Source organism: Flavobacterium sp. Sr18 (genome assembly GCF_011064265.1).
GTDB classification, from domain to species: Bacteria; Bacteroidota; Bacteroidia; order Flavobacteriales; family Flavobacteriaceae; genus Flavobacterium; species Flavobacterium petrolei.
On record NZ_CP049329.1, the window covers coordinates 2177321 to 2190092 of the forward strand.

General features: G+C 35.7%; 9 protein-coding genes. 1 reads left to right on the top strand and 8 read right to left on the bottom strand.

What is annotated here, in order from left to right:
- Window positions 1–32 precede the first annotated feature (32 nt).
- The 4 genes from G7A72_RS09650 to G7A72_RS09665 all read right to left on the bottom strand — a co-directional run bounded on the left by G7A72_RS09650 (window position 33) and on the right by G7A72_RS09665 (window position 5535).
- Window positions 33–2264, bottom strand: a complete 2232-nt coding sequence (locus tag G7A72_RS09650; RefSeq protein WP_165152311.1) for a TonB-dependent receptor domain-containing protein — start codon at window positions 2262–2264, stop codon at window positions 33–35.
- A gap of 115 nt (window positions 2265–2379) precedes the next feature.
- Window positions 2380–4482, bottom strand: a complete 2103-nt coding sequence (gene feoB / locus G7A72_RS09655; protein WP_165152312.1) for a ferrous iron transport protein B — start codon at window positions 4480–4482, stop codon at window positions 2380–2382.
- A complete protein-coding gene (locus tag G7A72_RS09660) occupies window positions 4476–4718 on the bottom strand; it encodes a FeoA family protein (protein ID WP_091172304.1) in 243 nt (80 codons plus the stop codon). Before G7A72_RS09660 ends, feoB begins: the two co-directional genes overlap by 7 nt.
- Before the next feature lie 151 nt (window positions 4719–4869).
- Window positions 4870–5535: an SCO family protein gene (locus tag G7A72_RS09665; RefSeq protein ID WP_165152313.1), complete on the bottom strand. Its 666-nt coding sequence runs from the start codon at window positions 5533–5535 to the stop codon at window positions 4870–4872.
- A gap of 229 nt (window positions 5536–5764) precedes the next feature.
- On the opposite strand from G7A72_RS09665, the gene G7A72_RS09670 reads away from it, so the two are divergent.
- Window positions 5765–7828: a M13 family metallopeptidase gene (locus tag G7A72_RS09670; protein WP_165152314.1), complete on the top strand. Its 2064-nt coding sequence runs from the start codon at window positions 5765–5767 to the stop codon at window positions 7826–7828.
- Between the two features lie 95 nt (window positions 7829–7923).
- Here the strand turns inward: G7A72_RS09670 and G7A72_RS09675 are convergent, their stop codons facing one another.
- From G7A72_RS09675 to G7A72_RS09690, 4 genes are all read right to left on the bottom strand, one after another.
- Window positions 7924–8580, bottom strand: a complete 657-nt coding sequence (locus G7A72_RS09675; protein ID WP_165152315.1) for a response regulator — start codon at window positions 8578–8580, stop codon at window positions 7924–7926.
- Between the two features lie 95 nt (window positions 8581–8675).
- Complete coding sequence (locus tag G7A72_RS09680) at window positions 8676–9599, bottom strand: DMT family transporter (RefSeq protein WP_113664614.1); 924 nt, start codon at window positions 9597–9599, stop codon at window positions 8676–8678.
- A 1-nt stretch (window position 9600) separates the two neighbouring features.
- Window positions 9601–10404, bottom strand: a complete 804-nt coding sequence (locus tag G7A72_RS09685; RefSeq protein ID WP_165152316.1) for an SDR family oxidoreductase — start codon at window positions 10402–10404, stop codon at window positions 9601–9603.
- 11 nt (window positions 10405–10415) lie between these two features.
- The gene (locus tag G7A72_RS09690) at window positions 10416–12734 is read right to left on the bottom strand and encodes a M28 family peptidase (protein ID WP_165153727.1); all 2319 of its coding nucleotides are present in this window, start codon (window positions 12732–12734) and stop codon (window positions 10416–10418) included.
- Between the last annotated feature and the right edge of the window lie 38 nt (window positions 12735–12772).

Below are 12772 nucleotides of genomic sequence, written 5' to 3' on the forward strand. Positions count from 1 at the left end.
CTTCAGATTAAGAAACAGCTTTCTACATCTATTTAAAATTTTGCCCCCACGGAAATGTAAAATGTTCTTCCTTCACTTGGTAAGATACCTGGTCCTGGATATCCGGAAGCACGTCTTGTAGCGTAAGCATCGTCAAGAACATTATTTATTCCTGCTCGAATGTTGTATTTTTCTAAGAATTTATACTCTGATGAAAAGTCAAATACATTGTATTTATCTAGCAATCCTGTAACTCCATTGGCAGAAGGTGCTGTAGTATTGTTCGCATCTGTAAATATTTTTCCTGTTAAGCGGTATTGCAGGGTAGTTGATATGTTGTTTTTCCCCCATGAAAGACCAAAGTTATGAATGTAACGCGGAGCATTTTCTACTCTTTTTCCGTCAAGGTTTGAGCTTGTAATAACTGTATTTGGGGGTGTTCCTGATGTTGTAAAAGTATCAAAATCAGTGTAACGACTATCAATAAAACTCATCGATGCAAAAAAGTCTACATTCCCTATTTGCTTATCAACTTCTAGAAAACGTGTAATATTGATGTTAAAAAAGCTCTCGATACCTTTGTTGACTGTTGTTCCTAAATTAGTTCTGTATAAAAAAGTCCCTTGTGATGGATCATTATTTGTAAACTGTCTCACTCCACCAATACGATTGTTGTATTCAAGGTAAAATAAACCAATGTCAAAATTGATGTAATTGTTTATATTTCCTCTATATCCTAAATCAGCATTATATCCGCTTGCATCCTTTAAGTTTGGATCAATCACATCAGTAACTGCAGGTGGTGTCAAATCAGAGAAAAGTATCGGTCTGTAGGCCTGAGATACATTAGCATACACATTTGTACTTGCAAATTTATATTCTAAACCTAATCCAAATAAAGCTTTGTTTCGTACGATAGGATCGGCGTCAAAATTTACAGTAACTCCATTGTTTACTGCAAATAAGCCTGCCCCTCTTGAGGTTATATGTTCAAAACGCACACCTGGTGTTGCACTAAATTTTTCCGTAATTCTAAACTGATTTTCAGCAAAAAAAGCAATGTTTTCGGTTTTGAATTTTATGTTTCTAGGGTAATCATTAGTTACAGATAAGTCAAAATCACTTCCTGTGGTACCATTTCCGCTTTGTTTACGAATAGTTGTTGCTTGGTATACACGTGCTCCAAAAGCCAAGTTGTGTGAGGTTGAACCCAATTTATATTTTAAAATATTTCTATTTTCTGCCCCAAAGTTTTTGTAAAAATCTCGATCTACTCGTCGGTTTGCATAGTTATCCGTTGTTGGGTTTATGGCGTCTGGAACGTTTGGAGTGGCAGTAAACCCAACGCTATTGCGCTCTCCAATAAGACCAAATAATTTGGTGTTGGACGTTAAATTTTCATTGATCTTGGTGTCTAATTGAATCGAGAAAACGTTCCAAGGTGTTCCAAACCAATTTCGATTGCGCGAGGATTGCTGTGGGTCTTGTTCATATTGCGCATCAGTTAAACCTCCTGATTGTTTCATCTCATAATCCATATTGGTATACTCTGCAGAGATTTTTGTGTTTGGAGTAAAACGGTACTCTAGGAAAGCGTGTGTATTGCGTACGGTATATTCTCCGTTTTGTCTCCATCCATCAGCACTTCTGGAATGGTTGTATACATAATATGAAAAGTTTTTTAGTGTTCCACCTATTGCGTTGTATGAACTCATTAATCCATAACTACCTACGCTGTTTTGGGTTTCAAACGTAAATTTTTTCTTTGTCTCTCTTTTTAATACATAGTTTAACATTCCTCCAAATTGAGGTCCAAATTGTAGTGAAGCTCCTCCGCGTATCAATTCGATTGTTTCTACTGCCTCAAGTGGTGGATTGTAGTATGCTTCTGGATACCCAAAAACGTCTGATGAAATATCATAACCATTTTGTCTTGTATTCAATTCCCAACTTCTGTTGGGACTCAACCCTCTTACACCTACATTTATTTGTATCCCTGACCCTTCGTTTTCCCAAATATTCACTCCAGGAACTCTAGAAAAAGTTTCGCGAGAATTATTTGTAGTGAAGTTTCCGTTAATATTCGAAAGTTTTAGTACCTCGTTTTTTTTACCAGAAAACAAGACGTTTTCTCTTATTTCAGGCATTCTTTCTGGACTTTGAATTTTTGTTGTGATAATCACAGGCAATAAAGTCTTGACAGTGTCATTTAAATTTTTATCAATTTCTTGTGCAAATAAGGTTGTCGTAAGAAAGAATATTCCAAGCGAAAGGGCATTTTTCATTTATCTTTATTTAGATTAAATCTAGAGTGCAAAGGTAAAATCGAAATCTTATTTAGACAAATTAAAAATAAAAAAATTGTAAAATTTAACGTTTGTTGATTAAATAAACGAGGTTTTATTTCAAGATTTGGTATGCAATTAAAGCCACAACATAAGCAAATCCAGACATGAAGATCAATTGTCCGGCTGGCCATTTCCAGGAATTGGTTTCTTTTTTAGTAACCGCTAACGTACTGGCACATTGCATGGCAAAAGCATAAAACAACAGTAATGATATTCCAGAGGCAAAGTTGAAAATCTTTTCTCCAGTAACGGGATTGATTTCGGCTGCCATTTTGTTTTTGATGGTAACTTCATTATCGCTTCCGCCAACGCTGTAAATCGTAGCTAATGTTCCGACAAAAACTTCTCTAGCAGCAAAAGAACTGATAATGGCAATTCCAATTTTCCAGTCGTAACCCAATGGTGAAATGGCAGGTTCAATGGCTTTTCCCATGATTCCAATATAGGAGTTTTCCAGTTTTTGCGATGCGACAGCATTTTCAAATTCAGCTTCCGGCAATGGATTGTTTATCGTATTCTCAATGACAATTTTTTCGGCATTATTGAATTTTTCTCCGGGTCCGTAAGAAGCTAAGAACCATAAAACGATAGAAATAGCCAGAATGATTTTTCCGGCTCCAAAAATAAAAGCCTTTGTTTTTTCGATCACATTGATTCCCACATTCTTGAAAAGCGGTAATTTATAATTAGGCATTTCTACTACAAAGTATGTTTTTCCTTTGATTTTAAGAATTTTATTCAAAATATAAGCGGAGAAAATAGCCATTCCAAAACCTAGAAGATACAACAACATCAAAGTCATTCCTTGCATGTTCAGAAATCCAAAAACACGATTGTCCGGAATTACAAGTGCAATAATGATAGCGTAAACAGGTAATCTGGCGGAACATGTTGTGAATGGAGTTACCAGAATCGTAATTAATCTTTCTTTCCAGTTTTCGATATTTCGGGTTGCCATAATCGCAGGAATCGCGCAAGCGGTACCAGAAATAAGTGGCACCACACTTTTGCCCGATAAACCAAATTTACGCATGATTTTGTCCATCAGGAAAACCACTCGGCTCATATATCCGCTTTCTTCCAGTATCGAAATAAACATAAACAGGAAGGCAATTTGGGGTATAAAAATCAAAATTCCGCCAATTCCCGGTATGATTCCCTGCGAAATTAAATTGGTTAAAACTCCGGCTGGCAATTCTTCGGCAGCATGCGTGCTCAAAGACGCAAAAGAAGCATCGATGAAGTCCATTGGAATTTTAGACCATTCAAAAATAGATTGGAAAATAACAAACAAAATCAAAAAGAAAATGACATATCCCCAAACTTTATGCGTTAGCACGCGGTCGAGTTTGCTACGGTAGTCTCTTGCAACTGAGGAATCAATTTTTAGTCCCACTTTCAAAACATCATTGATGAATTGGTAGCGTTTTATAGTTTCTTTTTGCTGAAGGCGTTTTAAATCAGAGTGCGATTTAGTGAACGAGCTTCGGACTTCATTACGTTCTAAATTCAGGAAATTTACGTCTTGAGTAATCACCAACCATAATTTATAAAGCAATTGATTGGGGAATGCTTTGCGCAAACTGTTGAAATATTCCGGATCAATTACAGAGGCATTCAGGCAAGGTTCACTTGAAATAGTTCGGTAGCTGACAATCAACTTTTTTAACTCATCAATTCCATACCCTTTTCTGGAACTGATTAATGCAATTTTAGTTTTTAAGTGCTCTTCAAGATACGGAATATCCAGCGTAATCCCTTTAAATTTCATTCGGTCAGCCATATTGATGACCAAAATAGTTGGGATTTCTAAATCTTTTATCTGGGTAAAAAGAAGTAAGTTTCGTTTTAAATTTTCTACATCGGTAACGACAAGGGCTACGTCAGGATATAATTTATCGTTTTTATTCAGTAATAATTCAATGACTACATTTTCATCAATGGAACTGGCATTCAGGCTGTATGTTCCGGGTAAATCCAGAATATTTGCCTTTATATTATTGGGTAATTTGCAAAAACCTATCTTTTTTTCAACGGTAATTCCGGGATAATTCCCCACTTGTTGATTCAAGCCCGTAAGCTGATTGAAAACAGAAGTTTTACCTACATTTGGATTACCAATCAAAGCGACATTGATGTTTTGTTTGCTTACCATAAGTTGGTTTTTATAATGTCAACCTCAATTTCTTTTGCAGTTTCGACTCGAATTGCTACATGTGAACCATTAATATTCAAATATAAAGGATCTCCAAAAGGAGCAATTTGAAGTAATTCAACCATATTCCCGGGCAAGCAACCCATTTCCAATAATTTTAATGGAACTGTGTCGATGTCAAAGTCTTTTATGATGGCTTTTTCGCCTTTTTTGAGAGAATGTATCGTTGTTTGCAAACCTTATTTAGATTGAATTAAGATTGCAAAAATACACATTTTAATACAAACACAAATGATAATTATCACATTTATGCGGTAATTAAAACAAATCAATCCAACAGATAATGCCGAATATCTTTGTAAAAACTGGGGTTCGTTTAAATGCTTCTTATTCGTTACTCAAAAAAGTGATGTCTTCAATTAATCGTTTCATATCCTCTTTATTGGTGCCGTCATAAAAGCCACGAACTCTTTTTTTGGTGTCGACCAAAACAAAATTTTCGGTGTGAACCATGTCATAAAGTTCACTTGGTTTTCCAAGTTTCACGGCTAAATAGGACTTTCTGGCCATGGTATAGATTTCTTTTTTATCTCCCGTCACTAAGTTCCATTTGTTATCATCAACATGGTGTTTTTTGGCGTAAGCTTTTAAAACAGGAACGCTGTCTGTTTCCGGAAAAACGGTGTGAGATAGCAGTTTCACCTTTGGATTATTGGCGAAAGCTTTTTGGATATCGGATAAATTGGTGGTCATTTTTGGACAAATAGACCCGCAAGTGGTAAAGAAAAAATCAGCCACATATATTTTGCCTTCATAATCTTTTTGGGTGATGGTTTTTCCGTTTTGGTTGATGAATGAAAAATCAGCAATCGTATGGTATTTGCTTTTATACTGAACCGTGCTATCCACTAATTCCGGATTTACATCTGCGGGATTAAAAATGGGAAGTGTTTTTTTTGGCTTTAAAGCCGAATAAAATAAAGATAAAATGATTGCCGAAAGAACAATGAAAACCCCAAAAAAGAGACGGTATTTTTTAAAAAACTCTAACATAGTGCTATTTTGATGCAAAAATACGAAAAGAGAAATTGTTTTAAATCAAATTAACACAATCTTATTTTAAGCAGATTCCTTCCAAATAAAGCACATAAAATTATTTTTTCTGATTAAACCTTTTAGAAAAATTGAAGTCAAATAAAGATATTTTTGTAATTATTTGTTTTTAACTAAATATCAAATAATTTATTAATAGCTTTGTTAAACTAACTAATAACTAAAAAAAATGAAGAAAAACAGCAATAAGCAATTGCTTTTTGTGATTCCCGCAATTATGGGCTTTGCGGTGAGTCAAGCGCAAACCGCTCCTGCAGCTAAGGAACCGGGAATCAATGTGAATTACATGGATAAAAACGTGAAACCAAGTAATGATTTCTTTCGTTATGTGAATGGAACTTGGTTGAACAATACGGAGATTCCAGCTGACAGAACCCGTTGGGGTAGTTTTGACGAATTGCGTCAAAGAACAGATGCTGATGCTTTGGCAATTTTAAAAGACGCCACAACAAACCCAATCTATAAATCGAATACAGATCAAGGAAAAGCGATTAATCTTTATAAATCTATTCTTGACACTGTAGGAAGAAACAAGTTAGGAATAGCGCCTTTGAAACCGTACTTGAAAAAAATTGATGGCGTAAAAAATGCTAAAGACCTAGAAGCATTAATGATTGAAATGGAACCTATTGGCGGTATTGGATTCATGGGTGCTGGTGTAGGAACTGATGCGAAAAACAGTAGTAGAAACGTGATTAACTTAGGCCCTGGAGGTGTAGGTTTGCCAGACAGAGATTATTATGTTTCTGAAGATGCCGATTCTAAAGAGAAACGTGCTAAATATGTTTTACACGTTGCCAAAATGTTGCAGTACTTGGGCGATAAGCCTGCTGTTGCAAAAGCTAATGCTGATAAAATCCTGGCTCTTGAAATTGCCATGTCTAAACCAAGATTAGACAGAGTAGAACGCAGAGACCGTCGTAAGTCCTACAACCCAATGACATTGGCTGAATTGAGTAAATTGACTCCATCCATCAACTGGAATAATTATTTCACAAAAATTGGATTGACAAAAGTGGATACCGTAATCGTATCACAACCTAAATACATGACCGCTCTAGAAACTATTTTCAAAGAAAATAAAGTGGAAGACTGGAAAGCATACATGCGTTGGAGTTTGTTGAACAGAGCTTCTAGCCAATTGTCAACTGAAATTGAAAATGCAAACTTTGAGTTTTACGGAAAAACTTTGACTGGTGCTGTAAGCCAGAGACCACGTGACGAAAGAGCACTTCAAACAATCAATGGAACTGTTGGAGAAGCGTTAGGAAAATTATATGTTGAGAAAAAATTTCCGGCTGAAGCCAAAGTAAAAGCGGAAAAAATGATTAAAAACATCTTCTTGGCTTTCGAAAACAGAATCAACAATTTATCTTGGATGTCTGCAGAAACAAAAGTAAGCGCGCTTGCTAAATTGCATAAATCAAGAATAAAAATTGGATATCCTGACAAATGGAAAGACTATTCAGCCTTGACGATTAAAAGTCCGGAAGAAGGTGGAACCTATTTTGAAAACTCAAAAAACATGGCGAAATGGCGTTTTGAGGAAAACTTAGCCGAGTTGAATAAACCAGTAGATAAAGAAAAATGGGGAATGTCACCACAAACGGTAAATGCCTATTACAATCCTTCAAATAACGAAATTGTATTCCCGGCAGCGATTTTGCAACCGCCTTTTTATAATTATCAAGCGGATGAAGCCGTAAATTATGGTGGAATCGGTGGGGTTATCGGACACGAAATTTCACATGGTTTTGATGATTCAGGTTCCCGTTATAATGCTGATGGAAACCTAGTAGACTGGTGGACGGCTGAAGATTTGAAACAATTCTCTGCTTTAACTGGAGCACTTGCGGCTCAATACAGCGCTTTGGAACCAATTCCAGGAACTTTTGTAGATGGTAAGTTTACATTGGGAGAGAACATTGGAGATTTAGGTGGAGTAAATGCCGCTTATGATGGTTTACAATTGTATTTAAAAGAAAATGGAAATCCGGGATTAATTGACGGATATACTCCAGAACAACGTTTCTTTATTTCTTGGTCAACGATCTGGCGTTCAAAAATGCGTGATGAAGCCTTGAAAAACCAAGTGAAAACAGACCCGCATTCTCCAGGAATGTACCGTGCTTATGTTCCTTTGCAAAACATAGATACGTTCTATAAAGCATTTGATATTCAAGCAGCTGACGGCATGTATATTGCACCTGAAAAACGTGTGAGAATCTGGTAATCAGTTTTAAAAAAAACTAAAAATATCCCATTCGTTCAGTCGAATGGGATATTTTTTTACAATCTAAAGACTAAATTGTTTTAGAAAAAGATTTCTTAAACAAATCCTATTTTTTTGGCTTTCCTAATAATAGCGTCGTCGCTTCCTTTTTCTACACCAAAATATATTTTTATTTTTGCTTTTCTTTTTTCAATAGCACTCAAGCTCAAGTTCAATAGCTCAGGCATATTTACCGTTTTGGTGTTTTGACTGATAAGAATTATAATCTGTCTGTCAATAGTATCTAAAAACATTTCTTTGGTTGAAAAATCGTCAATTGTTTTTTTTACTCTTTCACTCTTATATATTTCTCCAGCAATAATTTTATTGCAAATAATACTGATTGAACTAAAATCAAGATCTGATTTTTCAATCAAACCTTCTGGATTTATATCATGTATAATGCTGTTTAATCTTATAATGTTGCAATAACCTGTGATAAAAATAATTTTAGTTTTAGGATGTCTTACTCGAATTAATTTTGCTAAATCTTCTCCATTTTCTATGTTTTTTTCGGGGTATTCAGGCATGCTTAAATCTAGTATTACTAAATCGATGCGTACATCTGGACCATTATCAAAAATGAATTTATAGGCATTTTCTAGCGAATTAGCAGATGTAATTCGTGTGCTTATTTCTAAATCTGTTAAAGCCATTTTGTAACAGTCAGTTATCATAATGTGGTCATCTACCAATAAAATTTCTAGAGACATATAATTTGATTTAGGGGGCTAAAATTTGGTGCTATCTATTTGTAAAAATGAATTTTAGTTTTTTATCTGTTGCTATCAGGTTTGTGAGAACAGTATCATTTTCGTGTTTTTCTCAATGAATAATTCACTAAGTACAATCCAAACAATGTAACGCTTCCGCCTATTGCAATTGCTGCATTAAGCACTTCGCCAAAAATAACAGCACCCAGAAGCACAGCAATAATGGGATTAATATAGGAATAAACACTGCTAATTTCAGCAGGAAGATTTTGAAGTGCATAGATAAAGGCAATGAAAGTAAGGATGGAACCAAAAACAACTAAATACCCAATAGACCACCACGAAATTGCAGGTATTTCACTTAAACTTACAGATATTCCAGTTGCGCCGGTATAGGCAAAAACTAAAATACTGGACAAGAACATTTGTATTCCTAAGCTAAAATAAGGATTAAAAGTTGCCGCTTTCTTCTTCGTGTACAACGTTCCAAAAGCCCATGTCAATGTAGAAATTATGGAAATAATTATTCCGAATCTGAAATTTGGAATCAAAAAATCACTCAAATGGTCGTAAAAAATAACGCAAACGCCACTAAAACTGATAATCAAACCCGTAACTGATAATCTGGACAATCGTTCGCCTCTGAAAAAAGTAATGATCACAATCCATAAAGGGACGCACGCGCCAATTATTGCTCCTAAACCACTACTAATATACTTTACTCCCCAAGTGCTTAATCCGTTGCTTAGAACAAAATTAAGAATGCTTAGAATGATAATTGTTTTCCATTGTTTTCCCTTTGGCCAAGGCGCTTTTTTATATAAAAAATAGGAAATATAAAGAAATCCTCCCAGAAATTGCCTGATAGCGACAAGCTGTAAAGCAGGCATGTGTTTTACGCCTTCTTTTGAAGCAATCCAAGTGGTTCCCCAAAAAAAACTGACCCAGCACAATGCCAAAATAGGTAATCCAATGGCGCTAACTTTCGACGAAACAGCATTCTTAATTTTAGTTCTCACGTTACAAATTTGGTTTCGTAAAAGTATACTTTAAAACGTTTTCAATACGAGCACTTAAAATTATTTTTCCACCAGAATTTTGTTCAGAATTAAACTTTGGTAAAGCCAAATTCAAATCCTTTGCTTTTTGGGTGTAGTATAGTTCTCGCGAAGGATGTGATGGAGCCACCGCATTGAAGGTTTCATTCCAATAATCCGCTTCAATAATTTTTAGAATTATTCCAATACAATCGTCTTGATGAATTAAGTTAATGGGTGCATCAGGATTGTCTAAATTCTCACGGCCAGCTAAGAATTTTATAGGATGACGGTCTTCGCCAATTAAGCCGCCAAAACGTAAAACCGTTGTTTTGAAATGGCTGTTGTTTTGCAAAAGCTGTTCGGTTTCCAGTAATTGTTTGCCGCTTTCCGTATCCGGTTTTGGGATTGTTTCTTCAGTAACAAAAGTATCATCATCATTATAAACCGAAGTAGAACTGATGAAAAGCACGTTTTCAATAGAAGATTTTTCTATAAACGGAATTACATTTCTGATTTTGGTAACAAAATTTTCGGTCCCCGAGCCACGAAGTTTCGGCGGAACATCGATAATCAGAATTTTAGAATTTTCCAGAAATTCAGTTAGGTTTCCAGTCGTTTTGTTTTCTGAAAGCGCAATTAAGAAAGGTGTAATTTCTGCATTTTTTAATATTGCTATTTTCTCATCAGAAGTTGTCGAACCTTTCACGGAAAATCCTTTTGAAAGTAAGGCTTTCGCCAAAGGAAAACCCAACCAACCGCAACCTAGAATACTAATTTTTGTCATTTTTTGAAAAATTAATTGACTTTCAAACTGTCTTTAGCAACTGTTAAACTATCTTTTACAACAGGATGTGTTACAGCAGCATCCAAAGTATTCACAACAACCGGACTCACTTTTATTTTTTGTCTAATGACCACTGCATCGTTCAGAACAAAAGGTGTTGGCATCATCCAGTTTTCTCTTTTTGTGATTTCAAATAATGGGTTTGACAACAAATCAAATGAACTTTCTAACAGTTCCATATCTAAAACTGTTGAAACATTCATGCTGAACTGCATTTCTAAAGGTGCATTTCCTACCACATAATAGCTCAATATCTTTTTGCCTTTTCGCTGATAAAGTGAATTTTTTTTGCCTAATGTTGTCACGCCATTAGCTTTGAAATTGTGAAGAGCCATTTTTTCATTGGCAAAAATATCATAGCGATTAACATTTCGATTTGGGGAAATTTTTATTTTCAAATACCGTTGATTGCCTACGATTCGGTCTTCCAGAAATTCAATACTTGGTTTCTGAAGGTATTTTTTAGGTGCATTCGCCGCGTACGTAAAACCAGAATTGTATTTGCTGAACAAAGGAATTTCGTTCAAATTGGTTGCGTTTTTCGGGTTTTCACCCAAATAGCCTTTGGTCCAGGAATCAAGATTGGTGTCATACGTTGCCCAACTTGCTTGGTCCGTATCGGCATTATAAATATACAATAAACTGTTTGATTTTGCTTTGCCAGCTTCGTAACCGGATTCGGAGTGTGCTTTCGCAAAAAAGCCAATGGAAAGCAAAAGTAGCAGTATGGACCAGATTCCCTTTTTGGCGAAAGCCCCAAAAACCGGCAATAATAGGCCAAAAGTCAGCACCGTAAGGATAGCACTTCCAAACAGGACTTTCAATCCTAAACCTATTGGGAACATTTGGATAAAAGTCGCTATGATCATCAAAGCGGGAATGCTTAATAGGAGATTTAATGTTTTGTTCGATTTTTGAGTCACAATAAAAAGCCCAAAAATCAATAGCCCAAAGTACACCGGAATAATTAAAAATCCTGCTCCTGGTAACACAAAAGCTAGAATTCCGTTGATGATAATCCATAAAAATAATGGCGCTGCATAATGATTGATAGTTACTTTTCGCTCAGATAATAAATGATAAAAAACCATACTTATCGCTACGGATAATAATACAAAAGCGGCAATATAAGCATGTCCATTATAGGTAAATCCGTTGAGTAAATCATTGTATTGCGGATAGGCCATTAATAAGCCTTTCCACCCGAATAAAGTGATTAATCCAGCTGCAAATAAAGAACCCAAAAGCGGTATAAATCCTTTACCGATTTCCCTAAACGACAGAATGCGTTTAGCTTTTCCTAAAAACAGCAGGAAAATAAACAGCGCCAATGCAATTATTACCATAGGCAAAACCCAACTGAAAGGATAACTTATAAAGGTGTACGGAATGGTGAAGTAGACGTAATCTTCGCTGGCTTTTGTTGTGTTTAAATCTGTGTTTGAGAAATAATTTAATAGCGGCATCAAATAAGAACCTTGATGTGCTAATGTGTTTTTGTTTAAATGATGGATGTCATCTTGGGAAGTGTGATAGTTAAAATGGTCATCTATAAAAGCAAAATTATAACCTTGAATGTTGCCTTGTTCCCTGAAAACGGTCAAATCAGTGTCGTTGGGTAACATTTTATAGATGCTGTACATTAAGGAATTAGAAACTGGAAAAGTCGCTTTTGCGGAAGCGAACTCTTTTACTAATCCCGCATTTCCTTTGTTGGTTTCCATCAACATATAGCTGGGACCGGATGAGCCGCGTGCTTCAAAATTTAAAACTAAGCCGATTTCTTTAGCCCACTGATGTTGGGTTACAAAAAGTGCAGCACCATTCAGTCCTAATTCCTCAGCATCTGAAAACAGAATAATAATATCGTTTTTATGCGGCGTTTTATTGTATAAAAAAGCACGAACACTTTCCAGGATTGTTGCTACACCAGAACCCGCATCGCTGGCGCCAGGAGAGTAAGAGTGAGGTGCGCTGTCATAATGGGAAAGTAGCAATAGTGCTTTAGCGTTAGAAGTTCCTTTTATTCGGGCTAATATATTTTTGGATTGAACTAGATTTCCCCAATCGCTAAGCGTATATCCTTCCTGAATTGAAGTCTCCAGTCCTAACTTAGTCAGCTCTTTTACGAGATAATTTGCAACTACTTCATGATTTGCAGAACCTACAAAATGAGGTTGTTTCGAAATTGCTTCTACTTGGTTTAAGGCTCTTTTAGTTGAAAAATCAGAAAGAGAACCTTCATCATCCGAAGTCCATTGCGGCATCATCGTAATATAAATTAGCCCCAGAATTGCTAAGATGAATA

Bases quoted from the DNA above. Each gene is read 5' to 3' on its own strand.
- G7A72_RS09690 (WP_165153727.1), bottom strand. From the start codon at position 12,734: ATGATGCCGCAATGGACTTCGGATGATGAAGGTTCTCTTTCTGATTTT.
- G7A72_RS09675 (WP_165152315.1), bottom strand. From the start codon at position 8,580: ATGTCTCTAGAAATTTTATTGGTAGATGACCACATTATGATAACTGAC.
- feoB (WP_165152312.1), bottom strand. From the start codon at position 4,482: ATGGTAAGCAAACAAAACATCAATGTCGCTTTGATTGGTAATCCAAAT.
- G7A72_RS09665 (WP_165152313.1), bottom strand. From the start codon at position 5,535: ATGTTAGAGTTTTTTAAAAAATACCGTCTCTTTTTTGGGGTTTTCATT.
- G7A72_RS09670 (WP_165152314.1), top strand. From the start codon at position 5,765: ATGAAGAAAAACAGCAATAAGCAATTGCTTTTTGTGATTCCCGCAATT.
- G7A72_RS09650 (WP_165152311.1), bottom strand. From the start codon at position 2,264: ATGAAAAATGCCCTTTCGCTTGGAATATTCTTTCTTACGACAACCTTA.
- G7A72_RS09685 (WP_165152316.1), bottom strand. From the start codon at position 10,404: ATGACAAAAATTAGTATTCTAGGTTGCGGTTGGTTGGGTTTTCCTTTG.